Origin of the sequence: Rhodococcus sp. IEGM 27 (assembly GCF_033142305.1) — a bacterium.
Taxonomy (GTDB): domain Bacteria; phylum Actinomycetota; class Actinomycetes; order Mycobacteriales; family Mycobacteriaceae; genus Rhodococcus_F; species Rhodococcus_F oxybenzonivorans.
Genome location: NZ_JAWLSG010000003.1, coordinates 192,014 through 216,102, shown reverse-complemented (window position 1 = coordinate 216,102; position 24,089 = coordinate 192,014). Strand labels below are relative to the sequence as shown.

At 63.4% G+C, this 24,089-nt stretch carries 25 protein-coding genes; 16 read left to right on the top strand and 9 right to left on the bottom strand.

Annotated elements, in window-relative coordinates:
• Positions 1 to 69 precede the first annotated feature (69 nt).
• The 8 genes from R4P95_RS11920 (at position 70) to R4P95_RS11885 (ending at position 6,401) form a co-directional block, all read left to right on the top strand.
• Complete coding sequence (locus R4P95_RS11920) at positions 70 to 573, top strand: Zn-ribbon domain-containing OB-fold protein (protein ID WP_317744439.1); 504 nt, start codon at positions 70 to 72, stop codon at positions 571 to 573.
• Positions 570 to 1,766 carry a thiolase family protein gene (locus R4P95_RS11915; RefSeq protein WP_317744441.1) on the top strand — a complete coding sequence of 399 codons (1,197 nt, stop codon included), beginning with the start codon at positions 570 to 572 and terminating at the stop codon, positions 1,764 to 1,766. Before R4P95_RS11920 ends, R4P95_RS11915 begins: the two co-directional genes overlap by 4 nt.
• Positions 1,767 to 1,859: 93 nt before the next feature.
• Positions 1,860 to 2,636 carry an SDR family NAD(P)-dependent oxidoreductase gene (locus tag R4P95_RS11910; protein WP_213575717.1) on the top strand — a complete coding sequence of 259 codons (777 nt, stop codon included), beginning with the start codon at positions 1,860 to 1,862 and terminating at the stop codon, positions 2,634 to 2,636.
• Positions 2,637 to 2,716: 80 nt separating this feature from the next.
• The gene (locus tag R4P95_RS11905) at positions 2,717 to 3,490 is read left to right on the top strand and encodes an SDR family oxidoreductase (protein WP_317744442.1); all 774 of its coding nucleotides are present in this window, start codon (positions 2,717 to 2,719) and stop codon (positions 3,488 to 3,490) included.
• Positions 3,490 to 4,065, top strand: a complete 576-nt coding sequence (locus R4P95_RS11900; protein WP_317744443.1) for a nuclear transport factor 2 family protein — start codon at positions 3,490 to 3,492, stop codon at positions 4,063 to 4,065. The genes R4P95_RS11905 and R4P95_RS11900 overlap by 1 nt, the downstream gene beginning before the upstream one ends.
• Positions 4,062 to 5,030, top strand: a complete 969-nt coding sequence (locus R4P95_RS11895) for an LLM class flavin-dependent oxidoreductase (protein ID WP_213575714.1) — start codon at positions 4,062 to 4,064, stop codon at positions 5,028 to 5,030. Before R4P95_RS11900 ends, R4P95_RS11895 begins: the two co-directional genes overlap by 4 nt.
• A gap of 71 nt (positions 5,031 to 5,101) precedes the next feature.
• Positions 5,102 to 5,389 (top strand): hypothetical protein, encoded by a 288-nt coding sequence (locus R4P95_RS11890; protein WP_317744445.1) that lies wholly within the window; start codon positions 5,102 to 5,104, stop codon positions 5,387 to 5,389.
• A gap of 232 nt (positions 5,390 to 5,621) precedes the next feature.
• On the top strand, positions 5,622 to 6,401 hold the full coding sequence (locus R4P95_RS11885) for an SDR family oxidoreductase (protein WP_317744447.1): 780 nt from the start codon (positions 5,622 to 5,624) through the stop codon (positions 6,399 to 6,401).
• Between the two features lie 85 nt (positions 6,402 to 6,486).
• On the opposite strand, the gene R4P95_RS11880 is transcribed toward R4P95_RS11885, so the two are convergent.
• Genes R4P95_RS11880 through R4P95_RS11870 form a run of 3 tightly spaced genes read right to left on the bottom strand, consistent with a single transcriptional unit; the run spans position 6,487 to position 9,022 of the window.
• The gene (locus tag R4P95_RS11880) at positions 6,487 to 7,287 is read right to left on the bottom strand and encodes an enoyl-CoA hydratase-related protein (protein ID WP_317744448.1); all 801 of its coding nucleotides are present in this window, start codon (positions 7,285 to 7,287) and stop codon (positions 6,487 to 6,489) included.
• Positions 7,284 to 8,123, bottom strand: a complete 840-nt coding sequence (locus R4P95_RS11875) for an enoyl-CoA hydratase-related protein (RefSeq protein ID WP_317744449.1) — start codon at positions 8,121 to 8,123, stop codon at positions 7,284 to 7,286. The genes R4P95_RS11880 and R4P95_RS11875 overlap by 4 nt, the downstream gene beginning before the upstream one ends.
• A complete protein-coding gene (locus R4P95_RS11870; protein ID WP_317744450.1) occupies positions 8,123 to 9,022 on the bottom strand; it encodes an SDR family oxidoreductase in 900 nt (299 codons plus the stop codon). Before R4P95_RS11870 ends, R4P95_RS11875 begins: the two co-directional genes overlap by 1 nt.
• Before the next feature lie 236 nt (positions 9,023 to 9,258).
• Between R4P95_RS11870 and R4P95_RS11865 the strand changes: the two genes are divergently transcribed.
• Positions 9,259 to 10,371, top strand: coding sequence for an acyl-CoA dehydrogenase family protein (locus R4P95_RS11865; protein ID WP_317744451.1), 1,113 nt, complete (start codon positions 9,259 to 9,261; stop codon positions 10,369 to 10,371).
• A gap of 101 nt (positions 10,372 to 10,472) precedes the next feature.
• On the opposite strand, the gene R4P95_RS11860 is transcribed toward R4P95_RS11865, so the two are convergent.
• The 3 genes from R4P95_RS11860 to R4P95_RS11850 are packed head-to-tail and all read right to left on the bottom strand — an operon-like array spanning position 10,473 to position 13,377.
• A complete protein-coding gene (locus R4P95_RS11860) occupies positions 10,473 to 11,732 on the bottom strand; it encodes an acetyl-CoA C-acetyltransferase (RefSeq protein ID WP_317744452.1) in 1,260 nt (419 codons plus the stop codon).
• Between the two features lie 38 nt (positions 11,733 to 11,770).
• A complete protein-coding gene (locus R4P95_RS11855; RefSeq protein ID WP_213575706.1) occupies positions 11,771 to 12,535 on the bottom strand; it encodes an SDR family NAD(P)-dependent oxidoreductase in 765 nt (254 codons plus the stop codon).
• A gap of 38 nt (positions 12,536 to 12,573) precedes the next feature.
• On the bottom strand, positions 12,574 to 13,377 hold the full coding sequence (locus tag R4P95_RS11850; RefSeq protein ID WP_317744453.1) for an enoyl-CoA hydratase/isomerase family protein: 804 nt from the start codon (positions 13,375 to 13,377) through the stop codon (positions 12,574 to 12,576).
• Between the two features lie 110 nt (positions 13,378 to 13,487).
• Here R4P95_RS11850 and R4P95_RS11845 point away from each other — a divergent pair, with 110 nt between their 5' ends.
• Positions 13,488 to 14,255: a crotonase/enoyl-CoA hydratase family protein gene (locus R4P95_RS11845; RefSeq protein WP_213575704.1), complete on the top strand. Its 768-nt coding sequence runs from the start codon at positions 13,488 to 13,490 to the stop codon at positions 14,253 to 14,255.
• A gap of 93 nt (positions 14,256 to 14,348) precedes the next feature.
• On the opposite strand, the gene R4P95_RS11840 is transcribed toward R4P95_RS11845, so the two are convergent.
• From R4P95_RS11840 to R4P95_RS11830, 3 genes are all read right to left on the bottom strand, one after another.
• Positions 14,349 to 15,545 (bottom strand): acyl-CoA dehydrogenase family protein, encoded by a 1,197-nt coding sequence (locus tag R4P95_RS11840; protein WP_213575703.1) that lies wholly within the window; start codon positions 15,543 to 15,545, stop codon positions 14,349 to 14,351.
• 36 nt (positions 15,546 to 15,581) lie between these two features.
• The gene (locus R4P95_RS11835; RefSeq protein ID WP_317744454.1) at positions 15,582 to 16,469 is read right to left on the bottom strand and encodes an amidohydrolase family protein; all 888 of its coding nucleotides are present in this window, start codon (positions 16,467 to 16,469) and stop codon (positions 15,582 to 15,584) included.
• Positions 16,470 to 16,531: 62 nt separating this feature from the next.
• Positions 16,532 to 17,323: an enoyl-CoA hydratase/isomerase family protein gene (locus R4P95_RS11830; RefSeq protein ID WP_317744455.1), complete on the bottom strand. Its 792-nt coding sequence runs from the start codon at positions 17,321 to 17,323 to the stop codon at positions 16,532 to 16,534.
• Between the two features lie 88 nt (positions 17,324 to 17,411).
• Here R4P95_RS11830 and R4P95_RS11825 point away from each other — a divergent pair, with 88 nt between their 5' ends.
• The 6 genes from R4P95_RS11825 to R4P95_RS11800 all read left to right on the top strand — a co-directional run bounded on the left by R4P95_RS11825 (position 17,412) and on the right by R4P95_RS11800 (position 24,079).
• Complete coding sequence (locus R4P95_RS11825; protein ID WP_317744457.1) at positions 17,412 to 18,647, top strand: acyl-CoA dehydrogenase family protein; 1,236 nt, start codon at positions 17,412 to 17,414, stop codon at positions 18,645 to 18,647.
• Positions 18,644 to 19,870, top strand: coding sequence for a CaiB/BaiF CoA-transferase family protein (locus R4P95_RS11820; RefSeq protein WP_317744458.1), 1,227 nt, complete (start codon positions 18,644 to 18,646; stop codon positions 19,868 to 19,870). The genes R4P95_RS11825 and R4P95_RS11820 overlap by 4 nt, the downstream gene beginning before the upstream one ends.
• Before the next feature lie 48 nt (positions 19,871 to 19,918).
• Complete coding sequence (locus tag R4P95_RS11815) at positions 19,919 to 20,953, top strand: hypothetical protein (protein WP_317744459.1); 1,035 nt, start codon at positions 19,919 to 19,921, stop codon at positions 20,951 to 20,953.
• Positions 20,954 to 20,987: 34 nt separating this feature from the next.
• Complete coding sequence (locus tag R4P95_RS11810; RefSeq protein ID WP_213575698.1) at positions 20,988 to 21,884, top strand: enoyl-CoA hydratase; 897 nt, start codon at positions 20,988 to 20,990, stop codon at positions 21,882 to 21,884.
• Complete coding sequence (locus tag R4P95_RS11805) at positions 21,884 to 23,344, top strand: class I adenylate-forming enzyme family protein (RefSeq protein WP_317744460.1); 1,461 nt, start codon at positions 21,884 to 21,886, stop codon at positions 23,342 to 23,344. The genes R4P95_RS11810 and R4P95_RS11805 overlap by 1 nt, the downstream gene beginning before the upstream one ends.
• Positions 23,345 to 23,488: 144 nt before the next feature.
• Complete coding sequence (locus R4P95_RS11800; RefSeq protein ID WP_213575696.1) at positions 23,489 to 24,079, top strand: TetR family transcriptional regulator; 591 nt, start codon at positions 23,489 to 23,491, stop codon at positions 24,077 to 24,079.
• The last annotated feature ends 10 nt before the right edge of the window (positions 24,080 to 24,089 follow it).

Genomic DNA, 24,089 nt, shown 5'->3' with positions numbered 1-24,089 from the left:
ACCCTCTTCCACGCGGTCGGCCGGGTCGAAAATCGAGGAATGAACAGCCAACAAGCAACAGGAGGACGAATGGCCGCTGAGCCCACATCAGGTGACGGCTTCGGCGAGATCGGCGAGGAAGAAGGCGTGGGTCCGACAACGGAGACCGTCTTCGAGCGCTTTCCGCGAATCCGGCTCGACCAGATCAACATCGAGTACTACCGAGGACTGTTGATTCACGAACTGCGCGCGGGTTGGTGCCCACAGTGCGGGCAGTGGCACACCCCGTTACGGCCTATTTGTCCGTCCTGCTGGTCGACCGAGATCATGGTGCGCCCCGTGCGGGGAACCGGGACCGTTCACCTGCTGACCCGCCTGCACCAGGGCCCACCCGTCGTGGACTACACCACCCCCTGGCCGCTCGCCGCGATCGAGCTGACAGAACAACCCGGCCTGCGGATCGTGGCTCCGCTGGTCGACTCACCGGAAACCCTGCAGCGAATCGGACAGCCCGTGGAACTCACGTGGATCGAGCGCGACGGCGCACCGTGGCCCGCATTCCGTACGGTCACAGAGAAGGAGAACGCCCGATGAATATCCTTCCGCAACGCAATCCGATGAAGGATCGCGTCGCTGTCACCGGACTCGGACGCTCCCCCTATGCCCGCGACCGGAATACCACCGAACTGACGATGGTTCTGGAGGCAGCTACCCGTGCCATCGCAGATGCCGGGCTGACCGCGGATCAGATCGACGGCGTAGTCGGTGGTGGGCTCCACACCGGTGGCATCGATCCCGCGATCGTGGCCTCGGCCCTCGGGCTACCCAGCGTCACCTTTTGGACCACCGCGAGACCGCCGATCGGTAACCACCTCACCGCCGCCGTGAACGCGGTGTGGTCGGGAACCGCCGACGCAGTCCTGGTCTATCACTCGGTGTACCGGCTCGGCCGCGGAGCATTCCGCGAACGAGCCGCCGTCGGTCTTGCCGACGGGCGAGCGATGCTCGGAGACGGCCACACCGAATCCGAGCCGTACGGCATGTTCGGCCCCACTGGTTACGCCGCCTGGGCCGAGCGCTATCTCGCTACCTACGACCGCAAGCGGCAGGACTTCGGTCTGGTCGCACTGAACGGGCGCGCGAACGCCGCGGACAACCCCGATGCGGTGATGCGCGATCCGCTCACCATGGACGGTTACCTCGCCGGCCGGATGATCCGTGAGCCACTGTGCGTCTACGACATGGACGTCCCGATTGACGGCGCCGACGCATTCGTGGTGACCACGGCCGAACGTGCCGCGGACGGCCCCAACCGTCCGGTGACCATTCACGCGCTGTCTATGGGATTGACTGCGCACCCGGAGGAACACCTCACCGTGAGCCTGGATCACACCGGACAGAGCATCTCCGCGAACGCACTTCTGGCCCGTAGCGACCTCGGCATCAACGACTTCGACGTACTGTTCCCCTACGACGGGTTCTCCCTCATCACCCTGCACTGCCTGGAAACCTATGGATTCTGCAAGCCGGGCGAGGCCGGCGACTTCCTGCGTGAACACTGGGACGACAGTCGCGGCCGGGTCCTGATCGACGGCAAGGTACCGATCAATCCGCACGGCGGCAGCCTTTCCGAAGGCGGAACCCAGGGCGCCGGCCACCTGCGCGAGGCGGTGCTGCAACTCCGCGGCGAATCCGGAAAGCGACAGGTGCCCCACGCCGCTTCCGCCCTGTTGACGCCAGGCGGATTGTTCTTCAACGCTCAGGGAATCGCATTGCGCGCGAGCTGAACTACAACCGAAGAACACAAACGGCCGACGTCTGCCTATCCCCGCGTTCGAGTAAGAAGCCGACCACCACCCGACTCACAGGAGCGAGATCACGTGGAGCGCGAATTCATCGACCAGGTCGCACTGATCACGGGGGCAGGCTCCGGAATCGGTAAGGCAACCGCCGCACTGCTGGCGGCGAAAGGCGCGGTGGTCGTGGTCAACGACATCTCTGCCGATCACGCCGAGGCCACCGTTCAGGAGATCGGTGAGCTCGGGGGCCGAGCGCACACGATCGTCGGCGACGTCACCGAACCAGGGTTCGTCGACTCGATGTTCGACCGGGTGGCCGCCGATTTCGGGCGCCTCGATGTCGTGCACAACAATGTCGGATTCGGCGGAAACCGATCCATCACCGACACCGAGGACAGTGCCTGGCAGCACGGCTTGGACGGAAACCTCGGCGCGACCTTTCGCGGCGTGCGCGCAGCGCTGCGAATCATGGCTCCGAAACGACGCGGCGTGATCATCAATACGGCCTCCGCCGCCGGCATGCGCAAGGTTGCCGGAGTTGTCCCGTACTACGGAACCGCCAAGGCCGGAGTCATCCACCTGACCCAGGAGGCTGCGGTAGAAGCCGGCGAGTTCGGCATCCGAGTGAACGCAGTCGTTCCCGGTGCCGTGCGCACACCGGCGTTCGAGGCGTACCTCGGCGCCGATCGGTTCAGGCAGTACATGGCGCAACTACCGCTGCGCCGGATGGCCGAGGCCGAGGATGTCGCGGAGGCCGTCGCCTTCCTGGCTTCCCCTCGGGCCGCGGCCATCACCGGGATCGCGCTCCCTATCGACTCGGGCATCGGTGCCGTCATGTACCAGCCCACCATGACCTGATGCCGGCGGGGGTCGGTCCGCTGTGTGGCCACGGCGATGTCGACGCACCGGGGCACATCGAAAATGAGAGAGGATTTTTCGTGGAAACGGATCACACCAAGGACCGGGTAGGTCGATTGTCGGGCAAGGCCGTGCTGGTCACCGGTGCCGGTCAGGGCATCGGTCGCGGCATTGCACTTGCCCTCGCCCGTCAGGGCGCTTCGGTGGCACTGGCAGGCCGCACTCTGTCGAAATGTGACGCCGTCGCCGCCGAGATCGGCGAATTCGGTGGCACGGCCATCAGCCTGGAATGCGATGTCACCGACAAGGATCAGATCACACGCACCGTCGACGCCACCGCTACACGGTTCGGTGGATTGGATGCGCTGATCAACAATGCCCAGTCCATGACGAAAGGGCCGTTGGCCGACGTCACCCTCGAAGATGTCGAGATCTCATGGCGCAGCGGCCCACTCGCGGCGCTCTGGGCGATGCAGGCAGCGCTGCCGCTGCTGCGTGAGCGCGGAGGCGGCTCGATCGTGAACTTCGGGTCCAGTTCGGCTGTCCACGGCGCACCGATGTTCGGCGCCTATGCCATCGCCAAGGAAGGCATCCGGGGGCTCTCCCGCGTCGCTGCCCGAGAATGGGGTCGTTACGGAATCCGGGTCAACGTTGTCGTTCCCACGGCCCTGTCACCTTCCGCTGTTAAGTTCCGTGAGGAACAACCGGAACGATTCGAACAGCATCTCAAGCAACTCCCACTCCGTCGGATGGGCGATCCGGAAACCGACATCGGGCGCGCCGTGGTCGCACTGGTCAGTGACGACCTGGCATATCTGACGGGTGACACACTGATGCTGACCGGAGGCGAGTGATGGATTCGGCGAATTCGGCCCGATTGGCCCGAGCGGAAGCACGCTTCGAGATCAGCCAGTTGCCGATCCGCTATGCCCTCGCAGTCGACCAGCGAGACGTCGACGCGTGGGTTTCCCTGTTCGTCGAGGACGTGCAACTCGGTCGGCACGGAGCAGGACGGGACGCGTTACGCGCTCTCATCGATGCCCAGTTGCGCTGGTTCTACAGATCGATTCATTTCATCGGCGGGCATCGGATCGAGCTGGGACCGGACGTCGGTGACGACGGTCCGGAGACCGCGACCGGCCACGTCTACTGCCGAGCCGAACACGAGGTGGACGATCGGTGGATTGTCATGGCTATTCGGTACGACGACACCTATCGCCGCGTCGGTGAGGAGTGGTTGTTCGAGCGGAGAATCGAACACCACTGGTACGCAGCAGATGTGAACGAGCACCCACAGGAAGTCGATTTCGACAGCTGGCGAGTGGGAGGCCCACCTGCCCTGCCGGGACGAGAAGCGTCGTGGTCGGCCTTCTGGCCTGCGAACGTCACCGGTCCGACATCCAAGCCTGCTCACGGGAGGACACCATGACCGAGGTCGGTCTGTATTTCGATCTGCGCAACCCACCGCACCGAAAGGGTTCCGCGGCGCGGCTGCACGGGTTCACCCTCGAGATGTGCGAAGAAGCCGACCGTCTCGGTGCCGACTCGCTGTGGTTCACCGAACATCATCTGTTCGACGACGGTTATCTGACCCAGCCACTGACCTTCGCTGCCGCAGCAGCGGCGCGCACTCGCCGTGCCCGGCTCGGTACCGCGATCCTGGTTGCGCCGCTGCACTCTCCCGTCGAAGTCGCAGAGCAGGCAGCCTTGGTCGATTTGATCTCCGACGGACGGCTCGACCTCGGCATCGGGGCGGGATATCGCAAACCGGAATACGAGCTGTACGGTGCGTCCGACCGGGCGCGCTACGGCCGAACCGACGATATGGTCCGGCAGCTACGGAAACTCTGGTCGGAGGGCGGGGTGACCCCCGGGCCCGTTCAGGACCCCATCCCTGTGTGGCTGGGCTATCACGGCCCGCAAGGAGCCCGCCGGGCGGGGCTCCTCGGCGCTCCGCTCCTCTCCCCGCATCCTGAGAGCTGGGCCCCTTACCAGGCGGGACTGGTCGAAGCCGGCCACGATCCGTCGATCGGCCGGATGGGTGGGGGCATACAGGCCTGGGTCACCGAGGATCCGGAACGGGACTGGCCGCTTGTCGCTCCCTACATCGCCTACCAGGTGGATTCCTATCGTCGTCACATGGTGGAAGGAACCGGTGAACCGCAACCGAAGCCGGTCGACCCGGCTCGTTTGGTGTCCCGGGAACCGCGCGGCCCACTCTCCTACTTCTGGTTCGGCACACCGGAAGATATCGCCGAGCGAATTCGACTGCTCACGAAGGACGCTCCCGTCGAGACCGTCTACCTGTGGGCTTCGGTCGGAGGCATGCCCGAGGAGATGGTTGCCGAGCATGTCCGGGTGGTCACCACCCGCCTCGCCCCACTGTTGCGCTGACGGTCTGACTCCATTAGGAGCCCGACAGAGAGCAAGGGAGGGGTGCCACGCAGTCGCGTGTCACCGCTCCCTTGCGACGCGCTCGGATCGAGTTCGACCTCGACCGGGTCGACGACCACATCGACCCCCAGCAGCGACCCGAGCTCCAACTACGGCTCACCGCCGATGCCGGCAAGCACCCCGAGGCGTATTCCCTCCTGCAACGACACGTTCTGGAACCACGGTCACGCGCTCTCACTGCCGCACTTCGAGCCGCCCAAAAAACGGGTCAGATCCGCGACGGCGAAGTTACCTGGCTCGTTCGCGCGTTCTTCGGAGCGCTGCTGTCCTGCACCTTCCAGCACCCGAACCGATCGTGACCTTCGGCCGACGAGCTTCGCGCATTGATCGCTCAGATCAAGTCCTGGGCAGCACCCGAACCGTCCTGATCGGACGCGCCATCGCGCCGACGCCGGACACGGCGTTGCCCGAGCCTGCACCCACATCCTTGACGAGTTCGCCGCAAAGACGTTAAATGATTAAGCTATTAAATCTTGGGTGGTTCACCCCATCGGTAAACCTTCCCCTTCGGCGATCGACAGGAGAACACATATGTCCCCCACCAACCTGAGTGGAACATCCGCCATCGTCACCGGGGGCGCGGGCGGTCTGGGTGAGGCCGTGGTTCGCGGGCTGCACGCCGCCGGCGCGTCGGTCGTCATCGCCGACCTTGCGGACGACAAAGCCAAGTTGCTCGCAGACGAACTCGGCGAATCGGTCGTCTACTCCCGCACCGACGTGACCGACTCGGAAAGCGTTGCGGCCACGATCGAAACGGCAAGCCGGCTCGGCGCGCTCCGGTACGCGGTGATCACCCACGGCGGATGGGGCGTCGCCGAGCGAATCGTCAACCGCGACGGCAGCCCGGCAAGCCTCGAAGGATTCGCCAAGACACTCGATCTGTACCTCACCGGCACCTACAACGTGTTGCGACTCGCGAGCGCCCAGATCGCCAAGAACGAACCGAACGCAGACGGTGAACGTGGAGCTGTCGTGCAGACCGCCTCTATCGCCGGTTACGAGGGGCAGATCGGCCAGAGCGCGTACGCTGCCGCAAAGGCCGGTGTCATCGGCCTGACGATCGCCGGCGCACGCGACCTGAGTTCGGTGGGCATCCGACTCAACACGATCGCTCCGGGAACGATGCACACGGCGATGATGGAGTCCGTCGGAGAAGAAGCACTCCAGAAGTTCTGCGCGAATGTGCCTTTCCCGAAGCGACTCGGCAAGCCGGAAGAATTCGCAGATCTCGCTCTGACGCTGCTGACCAACGGCTACATCAACGGTGAGGTTGTGCGACTCGACGGAGCACAACGCTTCGCACCCCGCTGACGAGCAATCACGTGAATGGCCGGTCCGCACCGAAAGGGCGGGCCGGCCATTCACGTGAAGTCGTACTCGATCCTGGAACAGCAGCTCAGAACACGGTCGGAGTGTAGGGGCCGAACTGGGGATTGCGCTTCTCGACCAACGCATCGACACCCTCCCGGAAGTCCGGGCGCCCCTTCGCCAGCGTCAGCAGATACTGAGCCCTTACCCTGGCCTGCTCCATCGTCGACTCGGTGTCGTGCCACACCTGCGACTTCATCATCGCCATCGATACCGGCGACACACTCGCTGCGATGGAACGCGCATACTCGACCGCATCCTCGAGCACTGATCCCGGTTCGCTGAGGCGTTGCACCACACCCAGATCCAGCGCTTCCTCGGCCAAGAACACCCGACCGGATACCACCAGGTCCATCGCGTGAGCCGGGCCGGCCAGCCGGCTGAGGATCCACGCAGATGCGTCCTCGGCCGGCAATCCCCGCTTCGAGAATGCCGTCGTGAACTTCGCACCGCGGGCGGCGAATCGGTAGTCGAAACACAACGCCTGGGCCAACCCGATCCCGGCACAAGAACCGTTGATGGCTCCGATGATCATCTTGGGGATCGTGGTGGCATACGTCTGCGGCAACCGGTTCGTCGCATACGTCGAGCCCCCCTTGATCCCGTCCAGCACGCCGGGATCCAGCCCCGGACAGAACGTGGATCCGGCGCCGGTCACCACGATGACACGAACATCCTGATCCTCGGCAGCCCGGTCGAGCGCGGAGTAGAACGCCGTCTCCATCTCCAGCGACCACAGATTCTTGCGCTCGGGCCGGTTGAGCGTGAGTACCAGGACCCCGTCATCGTCCACTTCGTAGAGCACCGGTTCGTTGTCCGACACTGTCATCCCTCCCATTCGCTCGATGCCGCGACGTCCACCGAGTAGCGCTTGTCGAGCGTGAAATGGGGGGGTCGCTTCTCGATGAATGCCGCGACCCCCTCTGTCGCGTCCGACTCCCGGCCGATCGCCCGGAAGTTCTCCCATTCGAGATGGAAGGCCGCCTCCCGGTCGGTCTCCTCGAGCAGCGAGTACACCAGCTCCTTCGTCAGGCCGACGGCGGCCGCACTGGTGTTGTCGGCAATTTCGTTCGCAATCGTCACGGCAGTATCGAGCACCTGGTCACCAGGAACTGCCCGCGCGGCGATTCCGAGGTCCCGCGCTTCTGCGCCGCTGAACAATCGACCGGTCAGGAGAAGTTCGACCGCGGTGGACAGGCCCACGAGTTTCGGAAGCAGCCACAAGGAGTTCTGCTCGGGAATGAGTCCACGGCGCGGGAAGACGAAACCGTACTTCGCGCTCTCGTTGACCACCCGAATGTCCCATTGGAGCGCAAAGGTCAATCCCAGCCCTACCGCCGATCCGTTCATCGCCGCGATCACAGGGGTTCTCAGCTTCCACGGCCGAGGTCGGTCACGCATCATTCGTCGAGCGCGCGCGGTCTGTTCGGCGTCGAAGGCGAAGTTCGCTCCACCCGGTTCCATATCGGCGCCGGTGGAGAAGAATCTGCCGCGTCCGGTCACCACGATCGCTCGGACCTCGTGGTCGGAATCGAGCGCAACCAGCTGTTCGTGCAGCTCGACCTGCATATCCGAGATGAATCCGTTGCCGCGGTCCGGGTGGTCGAGCCAGACGACGGCAATCGCGCCGCGCCGCTCGATGCTGATGCCGTTGACGGGTGTCATCACGCTCCCTGGCGTGGTTGTCCCGAGCCGTCGGAGTTGGGACGGGCCTCCGCGACGAGACGAGGAATCACCTCACCGAGTTCGGCCGGATCCCACTTTGCGTACTTCTCCTCGGAAGGTCCGGCCACCCATGTCTCCGCGACTCCGATGCGCCCGCCCTTGACGTTGAAGACTCGTCCCGTGATCTCCGAGGCTTCGGGCGAAGCCAACCACACGACCGGAGGAGCGATATTGGCCGGTGAGCCGTAGTCGAATCCGGTCTTCTCCTTGATCTCCTCGAGCTTCGCGACGTATGCGTCGAGACCGGCCGTCATCTGCGTGAGTGCGCTGGGCGCGATCGCGTTGACCGTGACACCCAGACGCGCCAGTTCGTCCGCGAGAATGACGGTGAAGGAAGCGATGGCGGCTTTGGCCGCTCCGTAGTTCGACTGGCCGACATTTCCGTAGAGGCCGGACGGTGAGGACGTGTTGACGATGCGAGGATGCGAAACAGGGTTACCCGCCTTGTGCTTCGACCGCCAGTAGTCCACTGCGTGACGGGTGGGGCAGAAGGTTCCCCGCAGGTGCACGCGCATGACGCTGTCCCACATATCCACGTCCATGTTGACGAACATCTTGTCCCGGAGGATGCCCGCATTGTTCACCAGTACGTGCAGGTCGCCGAAGGTGTCGATCGCCGATGCGACGAGCCTGCCGGCGGCGTCCCAGTCCGACACGTCGTCCTTGCTGGCGATCGCTTCACCGCCCATCGCCCTGATCTCCGCAACGGTGTCGTCGGTCGAGCCGAGATCGTTGACCACGACTTTCGCACCCTGGCGCGCAAATTCCAGTGCATGTTCACGGCCGATGCCTTGCCCGGCACCGGTCACGATCACGACCCGATCGTCATGCAAGCCCATGTCGCCTCCTGGTAGTTCGTGGACGGCTCGTCGTCGGGCGCTTGTCGCGTTCCTGTATGCAACCCGGCACTGCTCGCACCCGCGCCGGACAAACCGTACTATAATTAGTTAGTTCTTTGTACTCTATTTCGAGTGCTACGCCAAGCCCGTCGGGCGGGGGCAGGCCCGTCAGCCATTGTCCAATAGGTTATCTTATTATACTATTTAATTAAGATGCATCCCGACTTAGGAGAGCAATGTTGATCTCAACTCCCGAGCAGGACGAGCTGCGCTCCGTCGTGCGGCGACTGCTCGACACTCATTCATCCGAGCAACACGTACGCTCCTTCCTGGATCAGTCCAGCGGCTTCGACGTCACCTCGTGGAAACTGATGGCCGACCAGATCGGCGTCCAGGCACTTGCCATCCCCGAGGAGTACGGTGGCGCCGGCTTCGGTTTCGCCGAACTCGCGATAGTTCTGGAAGAGAGTGGCCGGGCCCTTCTCTGTGCACCGGTGCTGTCGACGTGCGTACTGGCGACGTACGCGTTGCTGCTCGCCGAAGACTCCGATGCTGCCGCCGAACACCTTCCCGGAATCGCAGCCGGCAACACGATCGCAACCCTGGCAGCCAACGAAGGTGACGCCGCTGCGTCGGAAGAGGACGTCCGAGCGCGAGCCGAGCTCCACGACGGGTCCTATCGCATCACCGGAGTCAAGTCGTACGTCCTCGACGGGGCGGATGCAGATCTCCTGATCGTCGCTGCCCGTACGGATCGGGGGGTCTCCCTGTTCACGGTCGACACACACGCCGAGGGCGTCACGGCGGAACCACTGTCGACTCTCGACCGGACACGAAACCTCGCAACCGTCACACTGGACAGTGTGCCCGCGTCCTTACTGGGGGTCGACGGACACGGTTGGGGCATCGTCACCGAGGTTCTCGAGATCGGTGCGGCAGCACTCGCGGCCGAACAGGTGGGCGGCGCCGCTCGCGTCCTCGAGTCCACCGTCGAATATGCCAAGATGCGCCAGCAGTTCGGCCGCCCCATCGGCTCCTTCCAAGCCATCAAGCATCAGCTCGCAGACATGCTCGTCGAACTCGAATCTGCTCGGTCGGCGGCGTACTACGCAACCGGTGCCGTCCAGGCGGGTTCCGACGATCGATCACTCGCGTCGTCAATCGCGAAGACGTACTGCTCGGACGCCTACTATCACATCGCCGCCCAGAGCATCCAGATCCATGGCGGCATCGGTTTCACCTGGGAACACCCCGCACACCTCTACTTCAAACGGGCACGCGGATCCCAGACGCTCCTCGGATCCCCCGGACTACACCGCAACCGCATCGCGGACCTGGTAGGGCTCTAACTCCCTGAAAGACGTACGTGGGTGGTTCGATTCCGTGAAATCGAACCACCCACGTGCATTTGGAGAAGGTGCCTCACCGGCACCCGCTCCAACGTGAAACATCAGGACAGACGTTCCAAAATCATCGCCATGCCCTGACCGCCTCCGATGCACATCGTTTCCAGACCGAACTGCTTGTCATGGGTCGCCATCGAGTTCAGGAGAGTGGTTGCGATCCTGGCACCTGTCATACCGAAGGGGTGTCCTGCCGCGATACCGCCGCCGTTGACATTCAATTTGTCGAGCGGGATACCGAGTTCCTTGTACGACGGGATGACCTGGGCCGCGAAAGCCTCGTTGATCTCGAACAGGTCGATGTCGGCAATGCCGAGTCCGGTATTCGCCAGAGCGTCGCGAGTGGCCTCGATAGGCCCGAGTCCCATGATTTCCGGCGACAGTGCAGAGACACCCGTGGCCACGACGCGCGCCAGAGGGGTGATCCCCAATTCGGCGGCCTTGCGATCCGACATGACGACCAGCGCTGCTGCGCCGTCGTTGAGGGGGCACGCGTTGCCTGCTGTGACGGTCCCGTCGGGACGGAAGACCGGCGCCAACGCCGCCAGCTTTTCGAGAGTGGTACCAGCGCGCGGACTTTCGTCGTGATCCAGCACGGTTCCGTCAGGGAGGGTCAGGGGTGTGATCTCACGCTTCCAGAATCCGGACGCGAGTGACTGTTGGTACAGCTCCTGGGAACGAAGAGCAAACTCGTCCTGCTCCTCCCGCGAGACACGGCACATCTGAGCGACGTTCTCGGCCGTCTGTCCCATCGCTATATAGACGTCCGGCAACTCACCTGCCGAACGCGGGTCGGTCCATTCCGCGGCCTGTCCGGCACTCCGTTCGCGCGTCCTCGACTGCGCCGGCGCGAAACGCGGATTCGTCCAGGGATTCGCCGCGCGATCGCGCGGATCGGCGTCATCCGCGACCGGTGGAGTATCGGCGTGTCCTCGGCGACCCCGGCTGATTGTCTCGACACCCGCTGCGATGAAGACGTCACCTTCACCGGCGCGAATGGCATGCATCGCCATCCTGGTCGTCTGCACGCTCGACGCGCAATACCGCGTGACCGTCGTGCCCGGTACGGAATCCCATCCGAGTAGCGTCGACACGACCCGACCCATATTGAAGCCCTGTTCGCCGCCAGGTGCGCCGCAGCCCAGCATCAAGTCACGCACCGATGACGGATCTAGTTGCGGCACTTGATCGACCGCGGCTCGCACTGCGTGTGCAGCGAGCTCGTCGGGCCGCATGTCCTTCAGCCCACCCTTGTAGGCCCGGCCGATCGGCGTACGGGCAGCCGCAACGATTACAGCTTCCGGCATGATTCTCCTTCTATCGTCGGGTGCGGTTTCTGGACCGCTCAGTAACGCATGTGGGTTCCGGCAGCGACGTTCACTGTTTCACCGGTGATGTTCTTCGCTCTGTCGGAAATGAGGAACGCCGCCGCCTCGGCGATGTCGTCGACGTGGGACAACCGTCCCAGCGGCGACTTTTCCCGTTCGCGGGCTTGCATATCGGAGTGCAGGGCATCCGTGAATCGAGTACCGGTGACCATCCCCATCGACAATGTGTTGGCTCGAATCCCGTACGGTCCACCTTCGTGCGCGCAACTGCGTGTCAACACATTCAGCCCACCCTTGCTGACCGCATACGGCGCTTCGATGCCCTCGCCGCCCACATCGGGTGCGTAGGTCGAAACGTTCAGGATGACACCCGGGATGCCGGCGTCCCGCATCTGTCTCATCACCTGGCGCGAAAGCATCCACGGGCCGGTGAGATTCACGTTCAGTACGCGGTCCCAATCCGCTGGGTCGTAGTCGAATATCGGCCCCATCACGTTGACCGCGGCGTTGTTGACCAGGATCGCAATCGGGCCGATCTCCGCGAGCACGGCGTCGGTGACCGCCACGATGCGGTCGCGGTCACCCACGTCGAGAACGTGCCCGACCACATTGCCGCGGGTGTTCTCTCGAATCTCCGCTACAGCAGCCTCGAGGCGCCGCTCATGTGAGTCGGTGACCACCACCGTAGCGCCGTCGGCGGCCAGGCGGGTTGCGATCGCCTTGCCGATTCCGGCCCCCGCAGCGCCCGTAACCAGCGCCACGCGCCCGTCCAGTCCCGACATCGCAGAATTCCCTTCGTTCGGTGTGATCGACATGGATGTCAACTCGTCCGATTCTGCCGGGCAGCGGCAGCATCGACGAGGGCTCGGGACAGGTCCCGGTGGTCCGCAGAGTTCACGCTTGCGCGCTCTGCTGCCAGCGCGTCGTCGAGCAGGCCGGCGAGGGCACGCGAGGTATGCGTACTCATCAGTCGCTTCGTCTGCCGAAGGGCGTCATGAGGTACCGCGGCCAACTTGTGCGCGAGCTCCATCACCGCCGGCATAAGACCCTCGTGCTCCACCACGCGATTGACCAGGCCGAGATCCTTCGCGATCGGCGCAGTGATGCGCTCCCCGGTGAAGACGTACTCCTTGGCCCTCAGCGTCCCCATGATCAGAGGCCACAACAGAGCAGCCCCGTCTGCAGGAACCAGGCCGACTCCGAGATGCGGGTCGGCAAGGAAGGCGCGGTCCGAGGCAATTGCCAAGTCGCACAACGAGATGAGACTGGCGCCCAAGCCCACGGCCGCGCCGTTGACTGCTGCGATCAACGGCTGCGGCAAGGCCAGCATGCCCTGCACGGTCCGCCTCGCCTCCGAGAAGACCTCGTCCTGGATCGTGGGATCTTCCTGAGTCGCGACCATTCGAGGCAGGTCACCCCCGGCGCTGAACGCCTTGCCCGCCCCGGTCAGGACAACCACCCGACATCCCGGATCGACCGCCAGAAGATCCCAGATTTCCGCGAGTTCGCGGTGCATGACCGCGTCGGCGGCATTGCGAGCGCCCGGACGGTTCATCGTGACGATCCTCACCGGGCCGTCTGCCGTCACCTTCAGCGTTTCGAGCCGACTCGGCCAATCCGTCACCGCATTCTCCTTGCTTCGCATCGACCGCTTCCACGGTAGTTGTAGTTTAATTATTACACCTTTAACGTTCGATCGACAGCCCGATCCTCCCATCGAGAACGGAGTACAGAATGTCTACCGATTCAGCAGTGAAAGTCGAACAGCACGAACGCATCCTGCTCGTCACCATCAACCGCCCCGAAGCCCGGAACGCCATCAACCGAGAAGTCAGCTTCGCCTTGTCGGACGCCATGGATCGACTCGACGAAGATCCGTCGCTCTCGGTTGCCGTCCTCACCGGTGCCGGCGGCAACTTCTGCGCCGGGATGGACCTCAAGGCATTCGTCCGCGGCGAGGACCCTTCCGTCCCCGGACGGGGACTCGGATTCACCGAGGCTCCCCCACGCAAACCCGTGATCGCTGCTGTCGAGGGATTCGCACTGGCCGGAGGCACCGAACTCGCACTCGCCACCGACCTCATCGTGGCGTCCAGAACCGCGATGTTCGGGATTCCCGAGACGAAGCGCGGCCTCGTCGCCGGAGGAGGCGGTCTCATTCGTCTCCCCCAGCGCATTCCCTATCAGCTCGCGATGGAACTTGCGTTGACCGGCGACAACCTCCCTGCCACACGAGCTCACGAGCTGGGCCTGGTCAATCGCCTCACCGAGCCGGGGGAGGCAATGGAGGCAGCGATGGAACTTGCACGGAAGATCACCGCCAACGGCCCACTTGCGGTCGCGGTCACGAAGGAAGTCATCACGCAATCACGCGATTGGCCCGCCGCCGAAGCCTTCGACAGACAGCGGACGATGATCGATCCTGTGTTCACCTCCGCCGACGCCAGAGAGGGCGCACTCGCTTTCGCCGAGAAACGAGCACCCGTCTGGTCCGGCCGGTAGACCGCACCTTTACCCGAATACGAACCGCCGCCCGCCTCCACGACAGGCGGCGGTTCGTTCTGCCCTCCTCGGCCCGGCTGCCGGGCCTCAGCTCTACCGAGGGAGCCCGAGGACCCGTTCCGCGGCGATGTTCCGCTGGATCTCCGATGTTCCGCCGTAGATGGTTTCGGCACGAGAAGACAGGAAGAGCTTCTGAACGATGGAGACGTCGTCGAAGGCGTCACCGGTCTCGACCATCGACGCAGATCCGACGATATCCATGGCCAGCTCACCCATCTTCTGGTGATGAGTCGAGGCGAACAGCTTCGTGGTCATCGCCGCTGCAGCCGTCGCGGCGCCGGGATCCGGAGAATCCTCGTTCAGCAAGTCGGCCACCACGCGCAGGTTGGTCGATCGCATGAGCTTGATACCGATGTAGGCATCGACGAGTCTGCATCGGATATCGGGGTCGTCGAGCGAGCCGTTCCGGCGTGCAATGTCGATGATGCTGCCCAGTTCCCGCTCCATGCCCAGTTGAACCGGCATCAGAGCACTGCCACGTTCGAGTCCCAAAGTGGTCATCACCACCGACCATCCCCCGTCGATCTCACCGACCGTGAGATCGACCGTGCTCCGGGCGTCGTTGAAGAAGCACTCGCTGAACTCCGTCGAGCGGTTGATGTTCTCGATGGGCCGGACATCCACACCCTCTTGATGTGCGTCGACGAGCAGCAGCGACAACCCCTTGTGCCTGAGCGAGGCGTCGGGGTTGGTCCGGCACAGGACGTACAGCCAATCCGCGTGATGACCGAACGTCGTCCAGATCTTCTGCCCGTCGATATGCCAGACTCCGTCGTCACCGAGGACGGCTCGGGTGCGAACACCGGCGAGATCGGAACCCGCACCGGGTTCACTGAACCCCTGCCCCCACATCTCCTCGACTTTCAAGATCTTCGGAAGGAAGCGCAGTTTCTGATCGTGTGTGCCACAGGCGAGCAGGGTCGGACCCAGGAGCTCGAGCGCCTGAGTGTTGACACGAGCAGGCGCAGCGGCTCGCGCGTACTCGTACTCGAACACGATCTCCTCAGCGAGCCCGAGACCCCGACCGCCGTATTCCTCCGGCCAGGTCAGACCCAGCCAGCGCCCCTGGGACAGCTCACGTTCCCATTCCACACGGAGGTCCCATGCCGTGTCGTCGGTGGGACTGCCGACGCCACGATGCGCCGCGAATTCACCGACGATGTGCTCGGCAAACCAGGTGCGGACTTCCTCGCGGAAGTCCTCGAGTCCAGGGGCAAGGTCAAGTTCCATTATCGAGTCCTATGAACGTGTGGAAGGATTCCAGGGTCAGCTCGGCAAACCGAAGACCCTGCGGGCATTGCCACCGAGATACCCCTCACGTGCACGACCGGTCAGGGACAGGGCCCGCCCTTCGGTGATGGTTCTCTCGATGGGCAGAATGGGGTAATCCGACGCCCACATGAGCTTCTCGGGATTACGACGTTGCGCGAATGTAAGGATCTCCTCCGGCACATACTTGGGAGCCCAGCCGGCGGTCATAGCGAACACGTTGGGATGCTTGATGAGCATGGCCACGGTCTCACTGATCCACGGATCTCCGAGATGACTCATCACCAGCTTCAACTCGGGGAATGCGAGGGCGACCTCATCGATGAGAATCGTTCGCTGAAGCTTCGCGGGCTTCATCGGCCCCGGAACACCGACGTTGATCGACACTACGGCACCCTCATCACAGGCCGCGGTGTAGGCGGGATAGGCAAGCTTGTCGTCGATGGCGATACCGGTGAACATCGGGATAATTCGGATGCACTTGATATCATACTCGCGCACAGCAATTCGCACGTGTCGTGCTGCGTCGTACCCCAGACGCGGGTCGATCCCGACCGACGTGACGAATCGCCCCGGGTGATCTAGCTGGATCTGAGCGAGCCGCTCACAGGTCTCTCGCAGAACCTTCTCGCCGGTCTTCGTGCCGTGCACGTATGCAGGGGTGATGTCGCGCGGCACCTTCGTGAGCACCCCCGCGGCGATACCCATACGATCCATCTCCGCTACCACGTCGGCGATCGTCTCTCCGCCTTCGTACGCACTGTTGCCGCGCTTGAATCGCGCGACCACCGCCGGATCAGGTGTGACCTCACCTGGCAGGTAAGGCAGGTTGATCCATGCGTCGAAGACGTCCGACTCCGTAGACGCTTCCACTTGCTCCGACATCCGGTTTCTCCTTCGGTATTTGCCGTACGGATGCAGCCTCCGCCTGCAGCAGGCGTATCGGACTACCTTCCGCGATACACGGGTTCACGCTTTTCTTTCATGGCCGACAACGCCTCGGCCGAGTCTTCGGTGGCTGCGACCACTGCAAAGTGAGAAGACGCCAGGTCGAGCGCAGTCCGCAGATCCGCATCGGCGGACTGGTATGTAATTCGCTTGATCATTCGAACGGTGACGGGAGCATGGGCAGCAATCGATTCTGCGAACTTCTGCGTTTCCTCCGCGAACGATTCTGCCGGAACGACACGGTTGACCAAGCCTATCCGGTGAGCTTCGGCCGCATCGACGAAGTCGCCGGTCAGCAACAATTCGAGCGCCTTCGACGTCCCGACGAGACGCGGAAGGTAGTAGGCTCCGCCGTCCCCGGGCGTGAGTCCCACGCGGACGTATCCCTCCGAGAGCTTGGCGGTGGAGGACATGATGCGCATGTCGCACATCAATGCCATGTCCAGACCGGCGCCCACCGCAACACCGTTGATCGCCGCAATGAGCGGCTTGTCGAGAGCCTCCGCAGCGCGCGCAACGCGATGGATCTCCTCGTGCAGCTGGCTCTTGCGTTCGAGAGGCGTCAGGGTGCGATCGGCGTTGGATATCGACCCGAGGTCCACCCCGGAACAGAAGGCACGGTCGCCGGCCCCCGTCAACACAACGACGCGAACGCGTTCGTCCTCGCGAGCCTCACGGAGCATGCGCTCCCATTCTCGAACCATCGAGAAAGTGAAGGCATTGCGTGCCTGAGGTCGATTGAGGGTGATGGTTCCGATTCCCCCCGACAGCGACCACGAGATCTCGTCCACCTGAACTCCTCCAGTCCTGAAGCCTCCCCGACCAGCGATTCACGCGGAAGGGTCTGGCTAAATCTCTAACTGATTGTACTATAGGGGCATGGGTTCTTCAGAGGACAGTTTCGGCGAGCTGCCGTTGTCGGATGCCGACCGGGAGTTCTGCGACGAGGTGCGAACGTGGTTGCACGAGCACCTCACGGAGGAGTTCTCCGGTCAGGCCGATCGCGGCGGCCCGGATGACGACGACAACTGGGAATTACGCCGGGCATGGGAGCGTGAGCTCGGGGCCGGGAACTGGCTGGGCCTGTCATGGCCACGGGAGTACGGTGGCCGCGGAGCGACCATGACCCAAGAGATCGTCTTCGCCATGGAATATGCACGCGCCGGCGCTCCTCCACGGGCGGCATTCCACGGAGAGACGCTCATGGCTCCCACCGCGCTGGCGTACGGAACCGAGGAGCAGAAGCGGCGACTCCTGCCCCCGATGTCGAAAGCGGAAGTAGTCTGGTGCCAGGGATATTCGGAACCCGGCGCGGGTTCCGATCTCGCCAACGTAGCCACCAGGGCACACCTCGACGGCGACGAGTGGGTGATCAACGGCCAGAAGATCTGGACCACATTCGCTCAACACGCGGACTGGATCTTCGCGATCGTCCGCACCGACCCGACATCCAGCCGACATGCCGGCCTGTCCTACATGCTCATACCGCTCGACCAACCCGGAATCACCATCCGGCCCATACGCACCATGCTCGGGGACAGCGGGTTCAACGAAGTGTTCTTCGACGACGCCCGAACCTCGATCGACAATGTCCTGGGTGGGACGGGCGAGGGATGGAACGCCGCAATGACCACTCTCGGCCACGAGCGAGCGACGTCGGTCCTGAATTACCAGTTCTCGTTCGTCCGCGAGATGGAACACCTCGCGGAACTCTCGAAACGACGTGCACCCCTCGGTGATCCGGCACTCCGGAATCGGATCGTCGATTCCTACATCGGCCTGCAGATCATGTCCTACAACAACCTCCGAACATTGTCCACCGCACTGCGAGATGGGGAGTTCGGTCCCGAAGCGTCCATCGGCAAGTACTACTGGTCTCGCTGGCACCAGAACTTCACCGAGGTAGCCATGGACGTGCTGGGTGAAGAGTCCCTGCTGGGAACCGACTGGGCGGTCGACGACACCTCAGGTGCCGCCGTCGTCGACGAGGCCACCGCGCTGCGGCGTGCCTTCGTCCGCGCGCGCGCGGAAACGATCTACGCCGGCGCGAGCGAGATCCAGAAGAACATCATCAGCGAACGAGTGCTGAAGTTGCCCAAGGAGCCCCGCAGGTGAACGACAAGATCGAAACCACAGGCCCGTTGAGGGGCATACGCATTCTCGACCTGAGCCGCATCCTTGCCGCACCGCTCGCCACGCAGCTTCTGGGCGACCTCGGCGCCGAGGTGATCAAGGTCGAACGTCCCGGCGTCGGCGACGACTCGAGACAGTACGGTCCCCCTTTCTTCGGTGAACCGTCCGACCGCAACTCGGGTTTCTATCTCAGCGCGAACCGGAACAAGCAGTCCATCACGGTCGATCATTCCGACCCGCGAGGCGCCGCCCTGATCCGTGAACTGGCAGGCAGTTCCGACGTCCTGGTCGAGAACTTCCGAACCGGCGTGCTGGCGAAGTACGGATTGGACTTCGAGTCTCTTCGTCAGCACAACCCGAGGCTGGTCTACTGCTCCGTGACGGGATTCGGCCAGGACGGTCCGTACGCGATGCGAGCGGGCTACGACGGCGTATTCCAGGCGATGAGCGGCATGATGAGCGTCTCGGGCATTCCCGACGGTGAACCGGGCGCCGGACCCATGAAGGTGGGCGTCTCGATGGTCGACGTCCTCGCGGGTCTGTACACGTCCACAGCGATACTCGCGGCACTTCGACATCGCGACCGAACCGACGAGGGACAACATATCGACGTGTCCCTGCTCGACTGCGGTGTGGCGTCGCTGTCACATTACGTCCAGAACTATCTGGTTTCGGGCGTCCAAGCACCCCGCCGGGGCAACGGAGGGTTCGGCGGCATCCCCTCCCAGGCTTTCCGATGCAGCGACGGCAACGACATATTCGTCGTCGCAAGTACACCGAAGCAGTTCTCCGGTCTGGCTGCAGCACTGGGCGGACCCGAACTGGTCGACGATCCACGATTCGCCACCGTGTCCGCCAGAATCGAGAATCGGGATTTCGTCCTGGAGGTTCTATCGAAGATCTTCGTCACCGAACCGGTCGACTACTGGGTCGAGAAACTCGAAGCGGCCGATGTGCCGTGCAGCCCGGTCAATTCCATGAAGGAAGTCTTCGACAATCCTCAAGTGCAACATCGACAACTACTCAGACGAACCGAAGAGGACGGCCTGGCCCTCGTGGGCAACCCCATTCGATTCTCCGAAAGCCCGGTCACGACGTACCGGGTTCCCCCTCGGCTGGGCGAGCACACGGATGCTGTTCTCCGGGATTATCTTTCCATGTCCCAGGATGAAATCAACGCTCTCCGGGCCGACGAAGTCATCTGATCCCCACGTTCGGTATTCGCTCCCGAACTCGACGAAAGGCAAGTCCTCGTGACCGCTACATTCTCGAAACTCTCCCCCACTGGATCGTTCAACCATGCTGCACTGTGCAGCGGCCGCCGCTTCGATCCCACAGCCGTACTCTCCCGTGAGAAGCCCATCCACGGACTCACCCCGGAGGCCGGCTACATCTGGGGAACTCTCCGCGATGACGAGGGCGCGATGTACACGATCATGCGAAGAGTCCCGGCAGTCACAGATCCACAGGAATCCGACGGCGAAGTCAAATCCCTGGGAGGGAAGCTGCTGCTGGTCTCCAGCGACGGCAAGGACGGCCAGATGCAACTCCGGCGCGAACCCCGATTCGCTCCGGACAGCAACGAACTCGAACGACGGATCCTTGATACTTCTTCCATCGAGCTCAGCACTCCGACGAACGAACACGGCCGCCGCACATCCCTGACGCTCACGGAGAACTCGATGAAGTATGTCGAGACCGATGTGATCGACGTGAGCGGCACCCTGGTCGCCCCGCCCCTGCAGTGGTTCCTCCCGGGTCCCGACTCGTCCCTGCTGTACCTCACCCAGACATGGCTGGTCGAAGGTGTCGTGGCCGGTCGACGTGTCCGTGGCTTCCTCTTCTGGGAAGAGGCCTGGATGCCTGAGGACGCGCGTCTGTACGTGAACAAGGATCCGCTCCACGACGCCGAATACACAACCTGGTATTCGTGGGCGAACCACTGGGAAGACGGGACTGCCGAGGTGGGGCACCTCCTGTTCGGCAATGGGGACTTCCAGGTAGCCATCGTGGCGCACAGCGACGGCACCGTCACCGTCGGACGTCACATGGAGGCAGAGGTGCGGCGCGCGGCGGACGGCTACTGGCACGACGGCATCGACTACGTGATCGACGGCGAGAAGTGGGTCTGCGAAGCCGACCCGCATGGCCGCATGGAAGGCTTGGGCAAGATGCCCAACCCCCAGCAGGAAGGCCGCATCCATCGAGTATCCGACACGCGGACGCCGGATGTGTGGATGGCATGGGGTGAAACCGTGCCGGGTAATGGGGATCGTCGCAAGTGGTGATCATCCACCTGTTCGAGGAAAGGTAGCAATCGACATGACGGAAAGTTTCGTCACCTATGAGACGGTCGGAGCCGGAAACATAGCCCGCATCGGTCTCGATCGCCCGGAGGCGAGGAACGCTCAGAACCGCGGTCTACTCGTCGAACTCGACGAGGCTTTCCGTCGCGCCGAGCAGGACGACACCATCGACATCATCATCCTTTTCGGTCACGGCCCCAGTTTCTCGGCAGGCCACGATATGGGATCCGAGGTCGCAGCGAGGGAGGAGTTGCCGGGCCCCGAGCAGCACCCGACCTTCCGCATCGACGGCGGCACTGCGCAGTCGCATGTGGAGCGGCGAATGCTGCAGGAGTGGCACTACTACTTCGACTGCACACGGCGCTGGCGCGACCTTCGCAAGATCACGATTGCTCAGGTGCACGGCAAGGTCATTTCTGCCGGACTCATGCTGATGTGGGCCTGTGACCTCATCGTCGCTTCCGAGGACACGTTGTTCGCGGACGTGGTCGCCACTCGACTCGGCATGCCGGGTGTCGAATATCTCGCCCACCCATTCGAATTCGGGCCTCGCAAGGCGAAGGAACTCCTTCTCACCGGAGATGCCATCGACGCCGAGGAGGGGCACCGGCTCGGCATGGTCTCGAAGATCTTCCCTGCGGACGAGTTGGCGAACAGCACGGTGGAGTTCGCATCCAGAATCGCGAAGCGCCCTGCCATGGCACGGCTGTTGATCAAGGAATCGGTCAACGGTGCAGTCGACGCGATGGGCTTCCAGGAGTCCTTGAAGAACAGCTTCGCGCTGCACCAGCTCGGGCATGCCCATTGGACTGCACTTCACGACGACAAGTTCCCTGCAGCGAAGCCCGGACCCGACATCGAGGACTGGCGTTCGGCAGGTCCGCTGCGCATCGCCGACCCGCGTGTCCCCTGATGACAGAAATTCCGGATTACGCATCGCTCCCGGAGCGGGCAGCGCAGACGTGGCCTGATCGGATCGCGCTCCGGTTCCAGGGAGAGTCCTGGACCTACAGTGACTTCGCGGACTCCGTGACCCGAGCCGAAATATCGCTCAGGAGAGTCGGAGTAGGAGTAGGAGTAGGCACGCGCACGGCGCTGCTGGTCGAGAACCGACCGGAATATGTCATCGCGCAGTTCGCGCTCGCAAGGATCGGTGCCGTATTCGTCACGCCCAACCCCTATTGGACAGACCACGAGATCCGGGCAGCCCTGGACGGAGCACACGTCACGGCCGCGGTGTATTCACAGCGGCACCGGACTGTCGCAGCGGAATCGGCGATACGACTCCCGGTCGAGGATCTCGTTTCCCCGGTGGAAGAGCGAACTCCTCCCGAACCCGCCGAACGCATACGGTCGGGCGAACACCGGGACCTGTTCATTCCGTTCTCGTCGGGCACGACCGGACACCCCAAAGGCGTCATCCATACGCACGCCGGCCTGTCGGGAGGGGTGCATCAACTCGTCACCCATCTAGGACTCGGTGCGACGGATGTCCTCCAGATTTCGTTACCGCTGTGCCACGTGTTCGGCACCTCGATGATGGGTGCCGCCCTCGCAGTGGGAGCGCAGGTTACCCTGTTCGAACGCTTCGACCTCGACGCCTGTCTCCGGCACATCCGGGACGACGCGGTCACCGTATGGCCACTGGCCGGCACCGTCGCTCATCAATTGCTCGACATCCCGCATCTGGGGTCCGCCGATTTTCCCGGTTTGCGTTACTTCATGTGGGGTGGCAGCGCGGTTCCAGCCGAAGTTGCCAAGGCACTCACGGTCAGGACCGGTGTCGACTTCCTCTGCTCCTACGGGATGACCGAGGCGATGACCGTCGCCTTCAATCCGGTGCACGATCCCGCGGACTGGCGTCTCGATTCGCCCGGATACGCGACCGAAGGAACCGAGATTCGGCTGGGACCAGACGACGAAATCGAGGTCCGGGGCGTGTCGGTAGCACGGGGATACACCACCCGGACGACGGACGCCGCTGCTGCGTTCACCGCCGACGGGTGGTTCCGCACCGGAGACGTGGGCCGCATCGAGCCGAGCGGGCGGATTCGGATCGTGGATCGCCGCAAGGACATGATCAAGGTTTCGGGATTTCAGGTCGCACCGACGGAGGTCGAACAGGAACTGTTACGTCACCCGGTGGTGGACGACGTAGCGGTTGTCGGTCGGCCGGACGATCGGCACGGCGAGCGAGTAGTTGCATATGTCGTTGCTTCGTCGGATATCTCCGTCGATGACCTTCGACGCTTCCTCGGGGGGCGTCTCGCCACATACAAGATTCCGCGTGAGTTCTCATTCGTCGAGGTCCTGCCCAGGACGGCGTCCGGCAAACTGCAGCGATCGCGCCTGCGCACCGACGGACCTCGCTGAGTGAGCTCGGTCCCGTGATGGTACTCATACCGTCTGCTGCCTGGCGGGGCTGCCGATGCGTGGCCCACCGTAGAACCGACCGACCGTTGCTATCGTCTCGTCACGGGGCATCAGCCGCTGACGACGACCGAAGGAAGAACAATCATGGCGTCCTTGCGTGAACGGAACCGGACCAGGACGCGGCTCGAAATCGAGAACGCCGCTCTCGAACTGTTCGAGCGGCAAGGTTACGACCGGACGAGTGTCGAGGAGATCGCCGATCAAGCAGGCATCTCGCGCGCAACGTTCTTTCGCTACTACCCGTCGAAGGAAGAACTCCTTTTCACCAACGAGTCCGAAGCAGTCGACGAGATGGTGAAACATGTTGCACAGCGTGAGGATTCCGACCGGACGCTGTTGTCGCTCGCCTCACCGTTTGCCCGGTTCGGCCACCATCTCCTCGACGACGATTCCTCGGAAGGGCAGAGACTGACCAGACTCGTGATGACGACCCGCGAACTCGAAGCCCGCAGCATGCGCATGCGTCTCCGGTGGGAGCGCGCGCTCGCCCGTCAGCTGGCACACGAACGCGGGTCGGAAGCACCAGATGCCTCGGACGTGCTCCTGGCCAATCTTGCGGTCGGATGCTTGGCTGCGGCGTTGTGGGAGTGGCAGGCAGTTCCGGAGCCGATATCGATCGACCGGATCATCATGTCCATGTTCGCCCAGGCCCAGTCCATGATTGCCGCCGACTGAACTCACCTCC

Coding starts and splice junctions, on each gene's coding strand:
- R4P95_RS11825 (WP_317744457.1), top strand. CDS start 17,412: ATGGGTTCTTCAGAGGACAGTTTCGGCGAGCTGCCGTTGTCGGATGCC.
- R4P95_RS11880 (WP_317744448.1), bottom strand. CDS start 7,287: ATGACAGTGTCGGACAACGAACCGGTGCTCTACGAAGTGGACGATGAC.
- R4P95_RS11865 (WP_317744451.1), top strand. CDS start 9,259: ATGTTGATCTCAACTCCCGAGCAGGACGAGCTGCGCTCCGTCGTGCGG.
- R4P95_RS11895 (WP_213575714.1), top strand. CDS start 4,062: ATGACCGAGGTCGGTCTGTATTTCGATCTGCGCAACCCACCGCACCGA.
- R4P95_RS11915 (WP_317744441.1), top strand. CDS start 570: ATGAATATCCTTCCGCAACGCAATCCGATGAAGGATCGCGTCGCTGTC.
- R4P95_RS11810 (WP_213575698.1), top strand. CDS start 20,988: ATGACGGAAAGTTTCGTCACCTATGAGACGGTCGGAGCCGGAAACATA.
- R4P95_RS11835 (WP_317744454.1), bottom strand. CDS start 16,469: ATGTCGGAGCAAGTGGAAGCGTCTACGGAGTCGGACGTCTTCGACGCA.
- R4P95_RS11860 (WP_317744452.1), bottom strand. CDS start 11,732: ATGCCGGAAGCTGTAATCGTTGCGGCTGCCCGTACGCCGATCGGCCGG.
- R4P95_RS11800 (WP_213575696.1), top strand. CDS start 23,489: ATGGCGTCCTTGCGTGAACGGAACCGGACCAGGACGCGGCTCGAAATC.
- R4P95_RS11805 (WP_317744460.1), top strand. CDS start 21,884: ATGACAGAAATTCCGGATTACGCATCGCTCCCGGAGCGGGCAGCGCAG.
- R4P95_RS11855 (WP_213575706.1), bottom strand. CDS start 12,535: ATGTCGGGACTGGACGGGCGCGTGGCGCTGGTTACGGGCGCTGCGGGG.
- R4P95_RS11840 (WP_213575703.1), bottom strand. CDS start 15,545: ATGGAACTTGACCTTGCCCCTGGACTCGAGGACTTCCGCGAGGAAGTC.
- R4P95_RS11870 (WP_317744450.1), bottom strand. CDS start 9,022: ATGGGCTTGCATGACGATCGGGTCGTGATCGTGACCGGTGCCGGGCAA.
- R4P95_RS11885 (WP_317744447.1), top strand. CDS start 5,622: ATGTCCCCCACCAACCTGAGTGGAACATCCGCCATCGTCACCGGGGGC.
- R4P95_RS11920 (WP_317744439.1), top strand. CDS start 70: ATGGCCGCTGAGCCCACATCAGGTGACGGCTTCGGCGAGATCGGCGAG.
- R4P95_RS11845 (WP_213575704.1), top strand. CDS start 13,488: ATGTCTACCGATTCAGCAGTGAAAGTCGAACAGCACGAACGCATCCTG.
- R4P95_RS11900 (WP_317744443.1), top strand. CDS start 3,490: ATGGATTCGGCGAATTCGGCCCGATTGGCCCGAGCGGAAGCACGCTTC.
- R4P95_RS11875 (WP_317744449.1), bottom strand. CDS start 8,123: ATGACACCCGTCAACGGCATCAGCATCGAGCGGCGCGGCGCGATTGCC.